Origin of the sequence: Flavobacterium sp., assembly GCF_035456085.1 — a bacterium.
In the GTDB taxonomy this organism is placed as follows: Bacteria; Bacteroidota; Bacteroidia; order Flavobacteriales; family Flavobacteriaceae; genus Flavobacterium.
The window spans coordinates 1-18966 of the sequence record NZ_DATIDY010000023.1; the positions used below are offsets into that span (position 1 = coordinate 1).

The window sequence follows — 18966 nt, forward strand, 5'->3', positions numbered from 1 at the left end:
TTGAAGCAGATTAATATCCTTTTTAGCAGTATTGGAATTGCTAATTTGTTTTATTATTTCTGTTCCTTCTTTTAAGTATTGTTTATTGATCTCAATGGTTTGCTCAACGATGTTTTCAAAGTTTTTGGAAAAATTATTCGAAGAAGAACTCATACACTTAAGCTTTATGGTTGGGAGTTAACTGGTCGAGATCGAGTCTTGTTTTGGCTTTTGGTTCACAATAAAAATGCGATTGCCAATCGAGCCATTTTAGTTTGTATTTTTTTTCGTCATTTGGAATGACTTCGGTTTGATTTGCATTGTCTATGTGTAGTTTGAAACAAATGTTTTGATTGATCTCTTTTTCCCGAACAACAATCTCAGTGGAATAAACTTCGTTTGTTTGGGTAGCATTCAGATCGATTGTCATCAAAACGCTTTCGCTTCTGTTGGGCTCTAATGTTACCGAAGATTTATTCAATAAGGGTTGGTTCACAGCCGCCTTTCCATCGTTATTTTTTAATTCGCGCACACCAATTCGATAGGTTTTGGTTGATGAACATTTGTTGGTTATCAATACTGGAACCACAATTCGTTCATTTGCGGAAGCGTGTCTTGTTATAGTTGCAATACAAAATGGAGGACATTCTCTTTTTGGAGTACAACAATCTTTATTTTTATTGGATAAAATGTTCAATGTTGGAATTCCAAGCTCAGCCACGGAATTGTTTATTCTGGAGACATTATCAATTACGCTTTCCATTAAAGGTTGCACTGTGCTTAATGATAAATCGGTTATTTGCTGTAAAGATTTAAACAGGTTTTGTTGTCCATCTTTGGTTGAATTACTATTTGCCATTGTTTTTAGTTTTTTCGGTATGAGATTTTATTACTATTGAAATCACTTTGTCCCACAATCTAAAATTACCTTCGTAATCTCTCTTGGAGTCAGCGTTTGGAGGAATAGTGAAGAGAATATTTATGAGCATACTTTCTCCAGGTTGAAGAATTTGATCTTGTTCTTTTACAGCAATCGAAACCCAGTCAACAAAATTTGATTTTATGTTTTTTGTCACTTCATCAAATGTGGATTGTATACCATCATTAGTTTTTTCTCTGAATCCAAAGTTGAGCGCCCGACACAACAAATCCATATCCAGCATTGACGCGTGTTTTAATGCAGGGATTTGAAAAGGAAGATTCCCAAGATTGGTAAGGGTTGCTGTTGCAGTATGTTGTGTTCCGGGAGTGCTGTTTAGAAAGGTGAAGTTGCTTGGAGTAATGTCAATTTCTATAGTGGGTTGCACAACAATTTTTATTGCTCTCTGTTGGCCATTTATCACTGCATATTTTTCATATATGCCCGGTGGAGTGGTGGAAGGTAACTGATGACTGATGTTGACTGTTTTCTGTTCCCCTGGATTTAATCGGCAAGATAGTTTTATGGAATCATTTCCTAAATCACTGATTCTTTTATTGTTCTTATCCTTGTTGTCTTTATTGAATATGGCTAAAGACCTAATTTTTAATGATTCCGGGTGGATGTTATTAAATTGAATGAGCCCTTGAAGATCTTGAGGAGGACCATTTAATATAATTTGCTGATCATTAATATTGATTTTATCTTGATACAAATCGGAAGTTACTGTAATCATAACTTTTTATTTTAAGTATTAGAAAGATTGACTTAAATCCAATCATTTATTGTTGTCAGGAAAAGGTCTGTCGTCATAATCACAGCAATCAGCTTCACATCTTTCGGCTGAATTAGGAATGTAAGGTTCGGTAATAATTTGACTTTCGCCACCCAAATGCACACTCAAAACTTCAACACCAAGCATTTTTATACATACATTGGAATAGTTTGGAATTCTAACCCGAGTTTTCATCATGTCTTTTATATCCTGAAGCGTGAATCGTGGTAGGTTCAAAATTTCGATTTTACTATCAGTACTAACGGGCTCATTTGGATCGCCTTTTAATTTTAAAACACTGTCCGTTTGCAATAAGCCACTAACTTTTGTTTCTATGCTTCCGGCATGTGTAGCTTGAAATTCACCAGATAATCGCGTATCTAGACCTCCATCAATTGTTGAATCTACATCAAAACCACTAATAGGATTCAGTCTATGAGTGTATGTGGTGGGTATTGTTGGTGTACTCATAATAAATTATTTTATAGTTAAGGTAAAAATACGAAATTTTTAAATATGTAATTGTTATTTGTTGTATTTCAGTTAATTAGATAAAAATTATTATCGTTGGACAACAAAAAACAAGTGTATTTTTATATAATTAATTTTGGAAGAATAAGTCAATTGCAACATTTCTATTTAATGAAAGTGCTATTAAGAATGGACTTAGAGAAATTGGTAGGTGGAATTTTCCGGATTTAATTTACATAATGGAAATGTGATTAAAAAACATTCAATTTAATGGTCTTTTGTCTGTTGCTATTTTTAAGCAGGACATTTCAAAACAAAAAAAATCTCATCTATTTCTAAATGAGATTTTTTTGCAGTTTATAAGTTTTGACTTCTATTATAAATGTGCTTTTATTTTTTCAATAACTTCTGCATATTCTGCATCGGTTAAATATGTTTTTTGTGGATTCATTTCAAATACGCCTCCAAAAGCATAACCTTCTTTGTATTTTGGAACTATGTGCATGTGTAAATGTGAAAGAGTATCGCTATAAGCGCCATAATTGATTTTGGTCGGGTTGAAAGCTTTTGCAATTGCTTTTGCAACTGTAGCAACATCTTCAAAAAATAAATTACGCTGTTCGTCGCTTAATTCATATAATTCGACACCGTGATCTTTGTAAACTACATTGCATCTGCCGGAATATGATTGTTCTTTGAAAAGGAAAAGTTGAGATACTTTTAAGTCACCAATTTTGATCATTAATTGGTGTAAGGTGTCGTTATTTTGGCAATAAAGACATTCTGAAGCTGGACTAGTCATATTATTTTTTTAAGAATTTTTTAATTGGAACCAAAACTAATTAAAATAACTTCTTTCTGTAGTTAAAATATTTTAAAATTTATTTCAAGATTAAAGGATTTTGATGATAGCCATTACATCTTCTTCGCCCAAACCATTGTCTTTTGCGTGCTGAAAACTTTCAAATAAAGGCTGAAACAATGGAGAATCCAAGCCTTCATTTTTAGCTAGATTCAAATCTTTATGTAAATGTTTTAGAGCAAAAGCTGCGGGATATTGATCGAATAAAATGGAAGGTGTCTTTATTTCGGTTATACCATTTCCGCATGCGCTTTTGTTTATAATGGTTAACATATCTTTGCGACTCACACCGTTTTTTTCGGCGAACAAAACCGTTTCTGCTAATCCTTGAATATTTAATCCTAAGAAGTAATTAATAGCTAGTTTGGCTGAGCTTCCGGCTCCTGTTTCTCCTAAAAGCAGAGAAGATTTACCCAAAATATCAAACAAAGGTTTTGCTCTTTCATAATTTTCGGAACTACCGCCGACAAGAATAAGGAGAGTGCCGTCCTGTGCAGGTTTGACACTTCCTGACACAGGAGCATCTAGAAATTTGATGTTATGTTTGTTGGCTATTTCTGCTAAGTATTTTGTAGTTTGTGGCGAAATTGTACTCATATTGATAATAAGTTTGCCATTTTCGGTTTTAGCCAATAAACCGGTTTGGTTCTCGAAAACTTCTTTTACAGCCTCGTCATTGGAAAGCATAGTAAAAACAGTGTCGCATTTTTCAATTAATTCTTGTGGACTTGATGCAGATGTTGCTCCAAGATTGATTAATTCGTGTTCTTTATCCTTCGTTCTGTTATAAACAGTCACTTCATAATTGGCTTTAAGAAGATTTTTTACCATGGGATTCCCCATGTTTCCGAGGCCAATCCATCCTATTTTCGGTTTATTCATTTCTTTTTATTTTAAAATTAAGATTGAAATTTGAGACTTAATTTGATAAGTAAATTTACAAAAATAATTAGTCCACATAGGTTTGAATAATTCATAAAAAAACCTCGTTTTTCTAAACGAGGTTTGTGAAGTCAATTTACTTGTGATTATTAAAACCAAATTAAGGTTTTAAAATTTATATTTTAAACTAGTTAAGAATTGTCTTGGTGCAATTGGGTTCACACTATAGTTTTCGTGTACAGTATAATTTAACTCGTTTGTAATATTAGAAAGTTTACATAGAATAGAAAATTTTCTCCAAGTATAACCTACAGAAGCATCGATAGTGGTATAAGCATCGATAGGGAATTCTCTGTGGTTAATTCCGTCAGGTTTTGTACTGTCATATTGATCGTTCCATCCGCCTAGACGCTCTCCAATATAATTTCCAATCGCTCCAACAGATACACCTTTTAAAGCTCCTGTTTGTAAAGTGTAGAAAAAGCTTAAATTGGCTGTGTTTTTTGGTGTTCTTACTAAACGATCACCTTCAATATTACTTCCATTTAAACCAGATGTTTTGCTATATCGCATGTCGTTATAACTATATCCAGCGATTACACTTAAACCATCAACTGGTTTTGCTGTAATATCAATTTCAACACCTTTGCTTTTTGTTTCTCCATTTAGGGTTTTGATACTTGTATCGGTATTAAGAGAACCGTCTGCTTTAAATTCGGCAGTTTGAGCTAAATTGCTGTTTGTAATTTGATAAACTGTTACGTTTGTACTTAAGACACCTTTCCAGAAATCTTTTTTAACCCCAACTTCGTATTGATCAATAATTGATGGTTCAATTGGTTTTAAATCTACAGTTGTTCCAGTGTTTGGCGTAAATGAATTAGCGTAACTTGCAAATAGAGACATATCTTTCATTGGTTGATAAACCAAACCTATTTTTGGAGAAAAAGCATTGTCTAATTTTTTTGGAGCAACAGTACCAACAGCATCTTCAGGAGAAATTGTCTGTACACCGCCTATAAGTGTTTCTTTGTATGTTGTAGCCTCAGCTTCTTGCCAAGACCAACGAATACCCGCCAAAACTTTAATTTGTTCTGTAACCGAAATTAAATCTTGAAAATAAACTCCAAAACGATTGGTTTTTGTGTCAACAATTTGAGAATTTCTAGAATTTGGTTCGTCATTTCTTTGTGTACTTGGATCAAAGTTGTAAAGATTGATAGTATCATAGTTTGCAGGATTGAAAACATAAGTATAAGAGGATGCAAATGAACTTTCCCAATCTGCTCCAGTAAATATTTGATGTTTGATACTCCCTGTATTAAAAGTTCCTTGTAAGCTTAATTGGTCGCCCAGAATTTCTTCTAAATTTTTATTTTCAGTCAGACCTCTTGTCCAATCACCATTTTCTTTTACAGTTGATAATTGATTGGTAGATTTTGAAGTTCTATCATAAGTTTGATAGGAACTATTGAAATTTAATTTCCAGTTTTTGTTAAAATCATGATTTACTAATGCAGATGCACTTGCTGATTTTGTGTTTCCGGTTGACCAAAGCGCTCCGTAAAAATTGTTGCGTGGTACATCAACAATTGTTGAGGTTGTAGTGGTAGTAATTGCTCCTGTTCCAAAATCTGGAGTCCAATCAGCATTCAGATAATCTCCTTGAACAGTAATCTGGGTTTTGTCACTTACGTTAAAAAGTAAAGAGGGATTAACATATAAACGTTCGTTTTTTACCACATCTCTGAAGCTTTCTGAGTTTTCATAAGAACCATTAATTCTATAAGCGATAGATTTGTTTATCGGACCATAAAAATCAATAGAAGGCTTGTAATAAGCAAAACTTCCCATTTGCATCGCTATTTCTCCGCCTTGTTTGAATGATGGTGTTTTTGTAACCAAATTTAAGATTCCTCCTGGAGCAACGTTTCCATATAATAAGGCTGAACTACCTTTTAGAAATTCGACTCTTTCAAGACCTGATACATCAGGAATAGAACCTGCATTATAACGGAAACCATTTTTAAACATATTATTGGCAGACATGTCATAACCTCTTGAGAAAAAGGATTCCTGAGCTCCACCACGAGCAGAACCTACATATACACCATTGGTGTTTTTTATTACTTCACTTAAACGAATAGCTTGTTGTTGTTCGATAACTTCAGAACCTACAACTTGTACACTTTGTGGTGTATCCATTGGTTTTAAACCTGAGCGCAAGGCAGTTACTTTTGGTAATTTATTTCCAGTAATTATAACTTCTTTTAATTGCTGTCCTTTTCTTTTCTTAACAGTATCGTTTTCCGATTTGATAGTATCCGAAGAAAAATAATAAAGTTCTTTGTCATTTGATTTGGAGCTATTACTTGCCATTTCTTGAGCGTGACTATTGAAACTAAATGCTATAAGCGTCAGGGGGAGTAAAATATATTTCATTTCGTTTATTTGGAATTAATAAAAATAACGAGGCAAATATACAATCCATATTTAATTCTGCAAACTTATTTAGACTAAATATTAATAATATTTTAACTAAATATAATTTATTGATTATCAGCTATTTATGTTTAAAAATCAGTAATTAGTTTATTAAAAATCTTAAAAAAAAACGATTTTTGAATAAATAGTTAAATTAAAATGATAAGAAAAAGACTTATTAACCAAAATGTAATATAGTTTGGATAAAAATTTAGCACGATAATTTATTAATCTTTTTATACTAAAACAGAAGAAAAAAAAATTTGACAGATAAATACTGTTTCGGAAATTTTGTGCAATTACAAGACTAAAACTTAAAGTTTGGCATTGAATTTTTTAATGCTAAAGTTTTTCGATTTTACCACTTTTCCATTATCTGTAATCATGATACAGCTATAATCAGGAAATCTTTCAAGTAAAAGTAATCCTGCTGTTTTTCCTAAAACCATCAATGAAGTACTCAAACCATTAGAAGTTTCGGCATTGGGACCAAAAACGGTAACGCTGCACAAACCAGTTACGGGATAACCTGTCGCAGGATTGATGATATGCGAATAGCGTTTACCATCAAAAACGACAAATTTTTCGTAAGAACCTGAAGTGGTTACCGCTCCTTTTGACAGTGGAATTACCGCTAACAATTTTTCAGGATGAAACGGATTGGTAATACCTATATTCCAAGGTTTTCCATTAGGTTGTTTGCCCCACGTACTCATGTCGCCAGTACCGTTTACAATTCCGGCATTGATTCCTTTGGCAAGCATCATTTCCTGGCATTTGTTGGTAGCATAACCCTCGCCCAAAGCTCCAAAGCCGATTTTCATTCCTTTTAGTTTCAGGAAAATGGTCGAGTTTACGCTATCCAAAATAATGTTTTTGTAACCCACTTTCTCAACCGATTTTTTTATGGCTTCCGCCGAAGGCATTTCGGTCATGGAACCGTCAAATTTCCAAATTCGATCCATCGCGGCAAAGCTGATATCGAAACCGCCATTAGTAATTTCCGAAAAACGAATGGCTCTTTTGGTTAGATCAAAAACTTCTTTATCAACTTTTACAGGTCGGATTCCTGCATTTTGATTGACTTGTGATACTTGTGAAGTCGGTTTCCAATCTGAAATTAAATATTCTATTCGGCTGATTTCTGCAATGACTTCATCAATGTTTTGCTCAGCGGTAAGTGAATCTTTGGCAACAATGGTAATATCAAAACGGCCTCCCATAAGCATGGTGGTTCTTTTTCGCAAGACCTGCGTATAACCGATTTTGCTTACCATTAAAAAGGCAAAAAGGAAAAAAAGGGTGGTTGTTGGTTTTGCAGTAAATTTCATGTGTTGTTATTCTGCAAGGTTTCTAGAACCTTGTAAGTATTAAGTTTGATTATACCTTCAACGTCAGAAAAAGACCTTGCAGCAATGAATGTATTATTCGTATTTGTTTTTTTGTTTCTCTTCGGAGACCTAACAGGTTTTGAAAACCTGTTAGGTCTGTTCATTCCAAAAGTGTTTAATCTTTCTGCTTCTAAAACACTTAATAACAATCAGTCAAAATTTGTCCTTTGGCTTTATAATAAGACAGAGGATTATTATTTTTTTCCATGCAAATGGCATCTAAAACATTTTCTACATCAAACTGCATTTTCAAAGCGCCACAAATCATTATTACTCCATCATTCTTCAATAAATCAATAAAAAAGTCTTTATCTCTTTTAATCAAATCCATTACATAATGATGGTCTTGTTCACGAGAAAAAGCTAAGTGTAAATTTTTTAATTGGCCTTTCTCTATCATTTCTGAAGCAAATTGCTCATAATGTGAAGTGATTTTAGTTTTTTGGCGGAAGCCACAATACAATTCGATATCTACTTTCTTCTTATTTTGTTCAATCATTCCAAGGAAAGGAGCAATACCGGTTCCATTAGAAATCAGAGCTACTTTTTTTGCCTTTTTAGGAAAATGAAAAGCATGATTCGTAATGATTCTGGCTTTTATAACATCGCCGATAGCAATATTATACAAAAATTCAGAACCCAAACCATGAGGATACAATTTTACAGCCAGCTGAATATTTCCTTTATTATTTGAGATCGAATATAAACGTTCTCTATTGTCGTTTGCAGGATAAATTGCCAGTAAATCTCCCGAAGTGAATTTGCTTCTTATGCCTGCACGAAGCGTCAATAAAAAGGTTTGTTCATCATCTGAAACACTTGTTTTTTCTAACACCATTAATTTTTCTAAACCTTTCGGAATATGATTATAAAGTGATGGAGTAGTAGCTAATGAGAAAGTAGTTTTATGATTCCAATGTTTTACCCATTCGACAAATTCTTCGGTTGATTTGTCGTTTACGGTTTGTAAATCAATGAATCGGTGTGCCCATTGTTGATCTTCAAGTAAAATATCAATTTCTTTGGCATAACCACAAAAATCGGGATAAGATTTAGAGCCAAAACCAATCACAGAATAATTTATTTTTTGTTTTTGATTGAATTTATTTAAAAGAGATTCAAACTTTGTAGCATTCGATGGAGCATCTCCCAAACCGTAAGTTGAAGTAAATAGCAATAAATATTCAGCTTTTGGATAAGTCGTGTAATTATTCAATTGAGCGATATGAGCTTTTTCTCCATGACCAATTAATTGTTTCAAAACCGAATTGGCGAAACGCAACGAACTTCCATTTTCGGAACCAACTAATAAAATGAATTTACTTTCGTTGGCGTTGAATTTATTTTTGATGCGACTGGCCCTGCGTTTCAGTGTCATGGCAAAACCAGAATAAATAAAAAATAATATGTTTATTGATGCCAGTCCCAAAACAATTGCCCAAAAAATATTGGCTCGGCCAGTATGCAAATCCAAACTTAAATCAGCTAAAATTGCTGATACAGGAAAACGTTCTTCGCTAATAATTTTATTCGAATATTGTTCGACTTCAATTTTTCGATCTTTTAATTCAAAGGTGTAATAATCTTCGGGATCATCTGAAAAAGGGAATTCAATTTTAGTAACATCAGAAAGTAGTGCTTTTTTTAAATCAAATTTATTTTCGGATGAAGTTGTAACCTTAGTTTCGATTTTGTTTTTATCTTTTTCTTTATTTTCAAAAAAATGAAAGCGTTCCATCGATAAATAAACACCCGAAAGTGCAATTATCAAAATAGGAATTAAAGCCAGACGGCCCAATAAAACATGATAATATTGCGCAAAATATTCTTTAATGATTTTAGAGAAAAATTTTCTCAAACCTCTTTGTCGGTTGATCACTAATGTAAATCCCGAAATAGCAATTAATACTAAAAGAAAAGAATTAATTCCAATAAAAATACGCCCCATTTCATGCAAAAATAGAGAACGATGTAAGTCAGTGACCCATTGGATAAATTCGCTTTTTTTGTGTGGTGTACCAATGATTTTTCCCGTCAAAGGATCAATGTAGGCGTTAATGTCGTTTCCTTCTTTGTCAATGGCTTGTAGTGTTACAAAGTGATTGTAGTTAACACTTAATTCGGTAATTTCAGGATAGATTTTGCGGAGTTTTGGTAATGATTCCTGCAAAGTAATGTTATCAAAATTGTCGACTTGGTAAGATGGTATTTTTTCTTGTACCGCATCTACAGCGAGGATGATGCCTGTAACTGAAGCTATGATTAAAAATGCACCCGAGAATATCGCCAAAGTCAAGTGTACGTAACGCCAAAAAGAAAGTGTCATTGATTGTATTTAAGTTTTACCTTTTTATGACATTAGAGATAAATAGTTTTATAGCATTAACTAAATAGTTTGCCTAAAATTCTTTTTCACCTATTTCACTTGAAGGTAGTTTTGTTTTGTTGTTTAATTTGTTGAAATTATAGCTAAAATTTAATAGAAAAACATCTGTTTCATAAATATAATTTGTTGTTGTATAAAAATCCGGTCCGGAAGTGGTTATCCTTTGCTGATTGGAATTCATAAAACCCAGATCCATATTTTGCCACTGTAAACCTACAGTCATTTTTCCATCTAAAAAAGTTTTTTTGATCGAAGTATTTGGAGACAAAAATCTTGAATCTTCACCTTGTGCAGTTGGTCTGGCTGATAAATAATTAACATTGGCCTGTAAATTCCAATTTTTACCCAAATCAAATGTAGTATTCATATTTATCGAATAGACCCAATCTTGATTGTTAACTTCTGTAGTGGTATCAAATATTTCTAAACCGCCACTAACTTTGTAATTATAAATATTGGCTCCTAAATAAGCGGTAAGCCATTTATTTGGTTTATAATTTGTTCCTATTTCTATCCCAATTGATTTTGCATTTTCGGCATTAGTGAATAGTCGGTTCAAAATCGTGTCAGCATACACGTTATTGACTCTTTGTATCGGATTTTTTACATTTTGAAAATACAAGGTGCTAAAGAATGACGTTTTTTTGGAGTTGTAATTTATCCCCAATTCAACTAAATCAACAAATTGTGGCAATAAATCCGGATCTCCTTGCTCAAGCGTTTCTGAATGCTCTCTTTCAGGTATAGGGTTTAATTCGAAGTTGTTATTTCTTTGAATTCTTTTGCTATAGCCTAATTTTGAACTCCAGGTCTCATTAAAAGTATATAATAAATTTGCCGAAGGTAACAAGTTGCTTAAGTTTAAAAGATGCGGTTGGCTATCGGTAGATATTTCTACTTTTCTTTCTGAATATTCATATCTTAAGCCTGCAATATATTTTAATTTTAAATGTTCTCCTGAATATTGGCTATACACTGCATTTATTATGTTTGAAGATTTTGCTGTGCCTCTAAATTTGGCATCTTCGATAGGGTCAACAATTGGATCTACTATGTAATCAAATTTACCATCTTGTTTGTCGTTTCTAAGCTGGTAACCTGATTCTAATTTTCCTTTTCCTAACGGTGTGCTATAATCTAATTTAATCCGATAACCATTTATTGGATTCGTATAAGGATTGTTTACCTCTTGAAAAATGTTTGTTTTCTCAGGATAATCAAGGTTTTTATTGACTGTATTTCCGTATAAATTGGCATATTCATAAATAAAAGCTCCAGAAAGTTTTGATTTGTTTTCGAAATTATGAGTGTAATCAAAACTGCTTAAAACAAAATTTCCTTCTTTTTCCTGGAGATTAGAATTAAAATAGGTTAGGGCATTAAGTACTTCTCCTGTAGTTAAATCTTCGGTTGAATTATTATAAACCAAATCTGCTCGGCGTTCTTGGTATTTTTTACTGGCAAAAAAACCTAAGTTGAATATATTTTTGTCATTGGCAGTATAAGTAATTGCAGTTCTTCCACCATAATTATATCTGTCAAAACTTCTCTCGCCGATGGAAGGGAATTTTGTTATTGTATTGTTTTCAAAATTTTTGGTATATACATCACCTTCACGTTTTCCATTTGCATCATTTCGATTATAATTACCACTAACTAATATGTCCCATTTTTTTTGTTTGAAATCGACAGTAAAATCACCTCCAAAGCGTATTGGATTCTCTAAGTTATCATAGTCTGTAGTGCTAGGTAAACCCGCCAAAACATTGACTTGTAATGATGTGCCGTCAGTAGTTCCTTTTTTTGTAACAATATTGATGATTCCAGCTTTTCCATCAGCTTCGTATTTGGCTGATGGAGCTGTGATTAGTTCAATATTTTCTACTGTATTGGCTGGTATTTGACTCAAAATAGTTTGCGCATCTGTTAATACTGGCTTTCCATTTACTAGTAGCAAAAAACCGGTTGCTCCTCTCACACTTATTTCTCCTTCACTATTTACAGCTACCGAAGGCAAATTTTTAAGAGCATCTACTGCATTACCCCCTTTTGCTGATTCAAATTGGTTGGCTTTATAAGTTTGTTTATCTAATTTATTTGTGATTGTATTTTTCGCTCCTTTGACAACTACTTCGTTTAGAACTTTACCGGATAAATTCATTTTTACATCCAAAACAATTTCCTGGTGTTTACTAGAAATTGAAAAATCAATAATGTTGGTTTCATATCCAATGGAAACTACTTTAAGCGAGTAGTTGCCGATGCTGAGTTCTGATAGGGTAAATTTTCCATTTTTTTCAGATAATGTGCCTTTGATAATTTTGCCATCATTTTTTTCGAGTACCGATACACTTGCATATTCAATAGGAGCTTGAGTTTTATTTTCTAAAATTAATCCTTTGATAGATGCGTTTTGTGCCATTGTGTTACTCCAAAATAATATTAATAAAAGAGTTGAAAAAAATAGTTTATGTCTCATTATTATATAAAAATAGAATTAGATATTATTTAAAGTGATCAAAAATACTACAAATTCTATCTATTTTATAGACTTAAGTAAAATTTAATAAATTACTATCATTATGTTCTATTTTTATTGAATTCCAATGAAGAAGAGTATATTATATTTTGTTCAATCTCACGTAGCGAATGTAATTTTTACCCTCGGTTTTTTCTGCCATTGCAGTAGTTGTTAGAGGCAATTCTAAATCAGTAGTGTAGTATTTTTGATCTTCAACAGAAGATTCAAAACGCAATTTATATCCTTTATTGATTTTGGCATCGTCAATTTCAAAAGTGGTAATACTGCGATCTCCTCCAGTTACCGAAGCGCCAGTTGTAGCACTGATGTCGGTTGGTTTTTTAGAATAAAATTTATGCCATTCTTTAAGTGATTTGTACCATTTTTTGTCGTCTCCCATTACATAAAGTGTTTTTTCGTAATCGCCTTTTGGATTAATAAGAGAAACAACAATATAAGCGCCTTCACCAACATAATTGGACATTTGGAGCATACATTTATATTTACTCGTTTGTGCGTTTGCTTGAAAAGATAACAGACAGATTAATGTGGAGATAAAGGCTATTTTTAAGATTGATTTCATGTTTTATTATAGTAATTAGTGGATTATTTGTCAATAATAAATAGTGAATGGTGAGTTTTCGAATTACTAATCACCATTCACTACTTAGTAAAAATTTATTTTAAAAATTCGATTGAAATATTGTTACGCGCTAAAGTTTCATTTTCTTTTGCTAATGAATAAGCGGTTTCGTCAAATTCGGTTTTGATATCGTTTTTGGCACCAAGTGAAATTAGGTATTTTAAAATCACATCATCTTTTGAAATCATAGCTGCTTTGTGCAAAGCAGTTAATCCTTCTTTGTTTTTAGCATTGATATCGATGTTTAGATTGGCTAGCTTTTTAAGCAACGTTAAATCATTTTTCAATAAAGCAAAGTGATACAAAGTGCTTCCATCTTTTTGAGGAGCTGCTAAATCTAAGCCTTTGTCTTGCAGTAATTTCATCTTAGTTGCAAAAGGATCTTGTTTTGAGCTACCTTCCGGCCCACGATTCATTTGAGGTCGGTACGATTGCACTAAGTAAGTACCTAAATTATATCCTTCTTTGTTAACGATTTTAGTGTCAGCTCCATTGTTTAAAAGAATTTCAACAGCTTTTGGAGTGCCCGATTTAACCGCCATTGTTAAAGCCGATTCCCCTTTTGTATTTTGTATATTGATGTCTTTTACTTTTGGCAAAAGCAATTCCAAAGTTTCAGTATTATCTCTAGCCGTTGCCGCTTTCATCAAAACTGTATTACCTTCTTTGTCGGTTTTGTTTACATCAACACCTTTAGCCAAAAAGTAATTGATTATTTCAGTCTGTTTTGGTTTTGTTGCTAAAATATGAAGCACCGTTTCACCATCAGTTGAAATTACAGTTGGTTTTAGTTTTAAAGTTTCTATCAAATATTGGTAAACTTCAATAGGATTCGAATCACGGCGAGAACCTTGAGCTGCAAAAATGAGTGCGTTGTCGCTATATTTTACTCCCTTTTCGATTAAGGTTTTCAATAGGTTTAAATCTCCGGTTCGTGCAGCATAATTAAATGGAGTGTTTCCATCTTTATCAGTGTCTTTCAATGACAATCCTTTAGAAATAAAATAATTGGTCAATGAAAGGTCTTTGTCATAAGGAATTGCCATCAACAGCAAAGTCACACCATCTTTGTATTTTTTCTTCGGGTCTAAACCAGCTTTGAAAAAGGCATCATATACTGCTATATTTTTTTGTCCGCTGCTAGCTGCCAAAGCAAGTGCAGTTGTACCAAGTGAGTCCTCATAATTGATATCGGCACCTTTTGAGATTAGATAGTTTACGATTTCGGCATTTCCTTTATTGGCAGCCCAATGCAAATAACGACGATTGTCATGAGTCGATTTGGTTACTGGATTTCCTGGTTGTTCCAATAAGAATTTTATAGTGGCAGTTGGCGCATCATTATTGATTGCAAAAGTAACAGCGTCAAACGCACGATCATTAGATTCTGATGGATTATTTCCTTTGGCTATTTCAGCTTGAACGGCTGCAACATCTGTTGTTGGTTTCCAAAAGGATTGCTCTAAAAGAGAATTTTTTTGTTGCGCATTTACAAAAAATGAAGCAACTAAGGCAAAGGTTGTGAGAAGTTTTTTGTTCATAATACCCAGTAAAGTTATTTGGTAATTGTAGTTTTTGATTAGTATTAAATCTATTTAGAATAAATAAAAATAATGCAAATGTAAAAAATAGTATTACAATACCAATTATTATTTAGTGATTATAGCAAAATAATTACACTTTTATAATTTACTGTTAAGATTCAAAAAACTGTAAAAGGTTTAATTTGAATAATAAACATTTTTTGAGAATAGAAATCAAAAAAGCCAATTCAAATTATTTGAACTGGCTTCTTATTGAGTTTTTTATATTTTAACCGTTGGGTGAAACTGTCGCTTGAATCAAATTTAAACAAAAAACGAACCACATAGATAGACTATGTGATAAGTGAGACGACTATCAAATTCTTTTTGAACACTATAAATTCTATGTTTCTATGTGGTTAAAAATAATTTTACCCAACGGGTTTATTTTAGATTATTTCTTGTACTTCTGTGGGTATTTTGTCAATAGTAGTAGATGCAATGTCAGTTTTGTTTTTCTCTTTCCTATGACGTCCCCACCAAATATAAAATCCTGAAATAGGCAAAGTAGCAATCAGTAAACTTATTAAAAAAGCAAATATTTTCCCTGCTAGACCAAATACTGCTCCAGTGTGTAAGTCGTAATTCATTCGCAATAATTTATCAGAAACTGCTGCATCATTATATTTTCCGTAAAGATGATTAACTTCTAACTCTTTTAAAGAATATTGGTCAAAATAACGGTAATCGGTTTTCCAAAAAGTGCCTTCTTCCGGATTGGCGTTTGCGGCAATTGCGGTACTGTCATTTTCAGGAGGATGAACTTCTATCGATTTTGCGTTTGGATATTCCTTTTGCATTCGTATCCAAATTTTATCTACTGGTTTTGTTACAGCAATAGTTTTTTTTGCAGAAACAGGATCCACATAAACCAATGATTTTTCGCCGCCAAGGGCAGAATGGAAAGATTTTGCAAACCATTCAAAACCAAAAACCAAACCTGTTATTGCAAAAATAAGCGCAATTAAAAGCACATAAAAACCTGTTATACTATGTAAATCATAATTTTTGCGTTTCCATCTTGTGGTTTCTTTCCAGTTAAAAGTAAAACGTTGTTTGACAGCATTTTTACTTCTTGGAAACCAAAGGTACAATCCAGAAAGCACGAGTATTAGAAAAATTAGTGTTGCCGAAGCGCAAACTGTTTGTCCGATTTGGTCAGGAAGCCACAGATAAAAGTGTCCATCTAATATAAAATTAAAAAAACCTTCATCCATATTGACATTCTTCAATGCTTTTCCGGTGTATGGATTGAGGTAAATGATGTGATAATAAGTAGGTTCGTAATGGAAGAAAATAGCTTCGGCAGATTTTTCTGGACCATTATATTTTATAGCGTGCAAGGATTTATTCGGAAATTCTTTTCTGGCAATTTGTTCCAATTTAGAAGGAGGTAGGAAAGCTTTGTTTTGTTTTTCCACAAAGCGATATTCTTCGGTGTAGTTTTGAATTTCTTCCTGAAAAGCATATAAACAGCCTGTAATGGCAATTATAAAAACGATAATACCTGATGACAATCCGAGCCATAGGTGTATCTTGTTTATTGCTTTTTTAAAATTATTTTTTTTCATTTTTTTCTTTTGAGCTTCTAAGACTCTAAGTTTCTAAGTTTTTTTTACTCAGTAACTTAGAATCTCAGCAACTTAGTAACTTTTTAAAATTAAAATTTATAGGTAACAGTTACTCTTGCGTTTGTACCTGCTTCAGCTTGCAAATAATACATGTCAGAATAACTATAATAACCTCCGGAATATAGATAATTATTGAAAATGTTATTAACTATAAGATTTACAGCAACCTTTTTATGTTGGTAAGATAAGCCTCCGTCAACTCTAAAATACTCTGGTAATGTCCCCGTATTATCTGGCGAAATATACCAAGGCGCTCTTTTTACCTGATATTGATATCCTAATGAAGCCCCAAAACCATTAAGTAAACCATTATCAAATCTATAATTGATCCACGTATTTTGAATATGTTTTGTTGAACCAGGAATTTGATTTCCAACCATATTTGGATCGGTATCTTTGGTAGTTTTTCCTTCTGTAAAAGCGTAGTTTATGATGATGTCAAAGTTTTTAAGGATTTCTCCTCTAATGTCAACTTCTACACCTTTTACTTTTTGTTGCCCTCCTTCTTTGTTGTATTGGAACGATCCATCAGAATGGTCAGGGTCAATTGTCAATACATTATCCATCGTAATTTGGTACGCCGCAAGAGCCGAATTCCATTTTCCGTTAAACCAATCTCTTTTGTAACCTAATTCTAAATTGGTTCCTGTTTTAGGTGAAAAACTTTTTCCTTGCCAGTCCGTCCCATAATTTTCTGTAAAAGTTTGATCGCTCACAAAATACAAAGAATTGTTTTTGTCTAATGAATAACTCACACCAACTCTAGGAGTAAATTTGTCATTTTTGGTATTACCAGAATAATAATCACCAGCTTTTAAAACGGTATATCTTCCGGCTAAAGTTACACGAAGTGAATTATCAAAAAATCCTAATTCGTCTTGAAAGTAAAGACCTTTATAATTATTATAATATTTTACACCTCGGTCTTTAATATCTTTGCTTCTGTCAAAAACTGGAGATTCCGCAAGAGTTCCATGAACAGGATTGTAGATATCCAAATCTGGCATCGTAAAATATTGGCCAAAGTCATGATAGTACGTTTTGTCACTCATATCTATTCCGGACAATACTTTGTGATTCACTTTTCCAGTTTGAAATTCCCCATTTACAAAAGCCTGACCTACATATATTTTTCCTAAAATATCCCAAATACTTCCTGCTCTTTTAAGAATTGCATCGTTGTCGGGGTCAAATCCAGATGGCCATAACGACATTCCTTCTTGTTCGTAATTTAAATAAGATGCCTGAGCTGTTAATTTCCAGTTAGGATTAAATTGGTGTTCAAAAATTCCCAAAAGATTCCTTTCGAGCATATCTGTTGGATTCAAATTGGGTTCTGAAGTCGTACTGCTTCTTGGTAATTCTTCATAACCATTTTTCATAAATAGGTAGTTGGCACCAATTGCATTTACTTTAGAATACTGTTGCGTGTATTCAAGGGTAAAAGAAGTATTGTCTGTTGGCAAATATTTCAAAACTGGTGCAAAAGAATATCGATTATTAAAATCAAAATCACGGTAACTGTCTTTCTTTTCTCCCATAACATTAAAGCGGTACAAAAGTTTTCCGTCTTTCGTTATTTTTCCGTCCAGGTCTAATGTTCCTCTATACATATCAAAACTTCCGTAAGTAAAGCTAGCTTCCGCTTTGTTTCTTCCGCTTGGTTTTTTGGTAACCACATTATAAAAACCACTTGGATTTCCATTTGCCATCATAAATCCTGCAGGTCCTTTTACAAATTCAATACGTTCCACCATACTCATATCTTCGGTTAATGGTCCCCATGTAGTACTGAAATTCATACCATTTCTAAAAGCCGAAACTTGGCTTCCTCTCATCGTAATATTAGCATAATTATCCCAATGTTCAACTCTTGTTGCGCCACTTACATTACGTGTTACGCCTTCAAGCATATTGTAAATCTGTTGATCTTCCATTAGTTTTCCAGTAATCACCTGAATATTTTGAGGAATTTCTAAGATAACAGATTGTAAGCGTAAGGAACTTGAAATTCTATTTGTTTTAAAAGCACTTTTGTTACTCAAAACGACCACTTGATTCAATTCATTATTGGATAAGTTTAATTGTAAATCTAAATTAGTTACTTCTCCAGAATTTACTTCTACTTCTTTTTTTAAATCATCATGACCAACCAAAGTGATGACCAAAGTTTGTTTTCCAGAAGGAACATTTTTTATTTCAAAAATTCCGTTGTTGTTTGCGATGGTGAGTTTATTTGTTCCAATTATGGAAACAGAAACTCCTTCTGCTGGTTTATTGTCACTTGTTTTAACTTTTCCTTTTATAGTACCACCTCCTTGTGCAAGGATAGTTGTTGAAAATAATACAATGGTTAGCAATGAAATAATGTTCCTCATTTTTATTTAGATTGATTAAATATAGCGGCAAATTTAATTACTAATTTTATTACAACAAAAT

At 32.8% G+C, this 18966-nt stretch carries 13 protein-coding genes; all 13 read right to left on the reverse strand.

Features of this window, described 5'->3' with window-relative positions; genetic code table 11:
* Positions 1-157: 157 nt before the first annotated feature.
* Positions 158-838, reverse strand: coding sequence for a hypothetical protein (locus VLC96_RS01800; RefSeq protein WP_325260337.1), 681 nt, complete (start codon positions 836-838; stop codon positions 158-160).
* The gene (locus VLC96_RS01805; RefSeq protein ID WP_325260338.1) at positions 828-1634 is read right to left on the reverse strand and encodes a COG1470 family protein; all 807 of its coding nucleotides are present in this window, start codon (positions 1632-1634) and stop codon (positions 828-830) included. Before VLC96_RS01805 ends, VLC96_RS01800 begins: the two co-directional genes overlap by 11 nt.
* Before the next feature lie 42 nt (positions 1635-1676).
* Positions 1677-2144, reverse strand: coding sequence for a hypothetical protein (locus VLC96_RS01810; protein ID WP_325260339.1), 468 nt, complete (start codon positions 2142-2144; stop codon positions 1677-1679).
* 376 nt (positions 2145-2520) lie between these two features.
* Entirely contained in the window at positions 2521-2946 is a 426-nt protein-coding gene (locus VLC96_RS01815; RefSeq protein WP_325260340.1) for an HIT family protein, read from the reverse strand.
* Positions 2947-3036: 90 nt separating this feature from the next.
* Positions 3037-3888 carry an NAD(P)-dependent oxidoreductase gene (locus VLC96_RS01820; protein ID WP_325260341.1) on the reverse strand — a complete coding sequence of 284 codons (852 nt, stop codon included), beginning with the start codon at positions 3886-3888 and terminating at the stop codon, positions 3037-3039.
* 168 nt (positions 3889-4056) lie between these two features.
* Positions 4057-6330, reverse strand: a complete 2274-nt coding sequence (locus VLC96_RS01825; RefSeq protein ID WP_325260342.1) for a TonB-dependent siderophore receptor — start codon at positions 6328-6330, stop codon at positions 4057-4059.
* A gap of 356 nt (positions 6331-6686) precedes the next feature.
* A complete protein-coding gene (locus VLC96_RS01830) occupies positions 6687-7703 on the reverse strand; it encodes an FAD:protein FMN transferase (RefSeq protein WP_414655558.1) in 1017 nt (338 codons plus the stop codon).
* Between the two features lie 199 nt (positions 7704-7902).
* Positions 7903-10089, reverse strand: coding sequence for a PepSY domain-containing protein (locus VLC96_RS01835; protein ID WP_325260343.1), 2187 nt, complete (start codon positions 10087-10089; stop codon positions 7903-7905).
* Between the two features lie 73 nt (positions 10090-10162).
* Complete coding sequence (locus tag VLC96_RS01840) at positions 10163-12628, reverse strand: TonB-dependent receptor (RefSeq protein WP_325260344.1); 2466 nt, start codon at positions 12626-12628, stop codon at positions 10163-10165.
* 142 nt (positions 12629-12770) lie between these two features.
* Positions 12771-13253, reverse strand: coding sequence for a DUF2271 domain-containing protein (locus VLC96_RS01845; RefSeq protein ID WP_325260345.1), 483 nt, complete (start codon positions 13251-13253; stop codon positions 12771-12773).
* A gap of 95 nt (positions 13254-13348) precedes the next feature.
* Positions 13349-14854: an ankyrin repeat domain-containing protein gene (locus tag VLC96_RS01850; RefSeq protein ID WP_325260346.1), complete on the reverse strand. Its 1506-nt coding sequence runs from the start codon at positions 14852-14854 to the stop codon at positions 13349-13351.
* 431 nt (positions 14855-15285) lie between these two features.
* The gene (locus VLC96_RS01855) at positions 15286-16467 is read right to left on the reverse strand and encodes a PepSY-associated TM helix domain-containing protein (RefSeq protein WP_325260347.1); all 1182 of its coding nucleotides are present in this window, start codon (positions 16465-16467) and stop codon (positions 15286-15288) included.
* An 89-nt stretch (positions 16468-16556) separates the two neighbouring features.
* Positions 16557-18905 carry a TonB-dependent receptor gene (locus tag VLC96_RS01860; protein ID WP_325260348.1) on the reverse strand — a complete coding sequence of 783 codons (2349 nt, stop codon included), beginning with the start codon at positions 18903-18905 and terminating at the stop codon, positions 16557-16559.
* Positions 18906-18966 lie beyond the last annotated feature (61 nt).

Bases quoted from the DNA above. Each gene is read 5' to 3' on its own strand.
- VLC96_RS01800 (WP_325260337.1), bottom strand. From the start codon at position 838: ATGGCAAATAGTAATTCAACCAAAGATGGACAACAAAACCTGTTTAAA.
- VLC96_RS01805 (WP_325260338.1), bottom strand. From the start codon at position 1,634: ATGATTACAGTAACTTCCGATTTGTATCAAGATAAAATCAATATTAAT.
- VLC96_RS01810 (WP_325260339.1), bottom strand. From the start codon at position 2,144: ATGAGTACACCAACAATACCCACCACATACACTCATAGACTGAATCCT.
- VLC96_RS01815 (WP_325260340.1), bottom strand. From the start codon at position 2,946: ATGACTAGTCCAGCTTCAGAATGTCTTTATTGCCAAAATAACGACACC.
- VLC96_RS01820 (WP_325260341.1), bottom strand. From the start codon at position 3,888: ATGAATAAACCGAAAATAGGATGGATTGGCCTCGGAAACATGGGGAAT.
- VLC96_RS01825 (WP_325260342.1), bottom strand. From the start codon at position 6,330: ATGAAATATATTTTACTCCCCCTGACGCTTATAGCATTTAGTTTCAAT.
- VLC96_RS01830 (WP_414655558.1), bottom strand. From the start codon at position 7,703: ATGAAATTTACTGCAAAACCAACAACCACCCTTTTTTTCCTTTTTGCC.
- VLC96_RS01835 (WP_325260343.1), bottom strand. From the start codon at position 10,089: ATGACACTTTCTTTTTGGCGTTACGTACACTTGACTTTGGCGATATTC.
- VLC96_RS01840 (WP_325260344.1), bottom strand. From the start codon at position 12,628: ATGAGACATAAACTATTTTTTTCAACTCTTTTATTAATATTATTTTGG.
- VLC96_RS01845 (WP_325260345.1), bottom strand. From the start codon at position 13,253: ATGAAATCAATCTTAAAAATAGCCTTTATCTCCACATTAATCTGTCTG.
- VLC96_RS01850 (WP_325260346.1), bottom strand. From the start codon at position 14,854: ATGAACAAAAAACTTCTCACAACCTTTGCCTTAGTTGCTTCATTTTTT.
- VLC96_RS01855 (WP_325260347.1), bottom strand. From the start codon at position 16,467: ATGAAAAAAAATAATTTTAAAAAAGCAATAAACAAGATACACCTATGG.
- VLC96_RS01860 (WP_325260348.1), bottom strand. From the start codon at position 18,905: ATGAGGAACATTATTTCATTGCTAACCATTGTATTATTTTCAACAACT.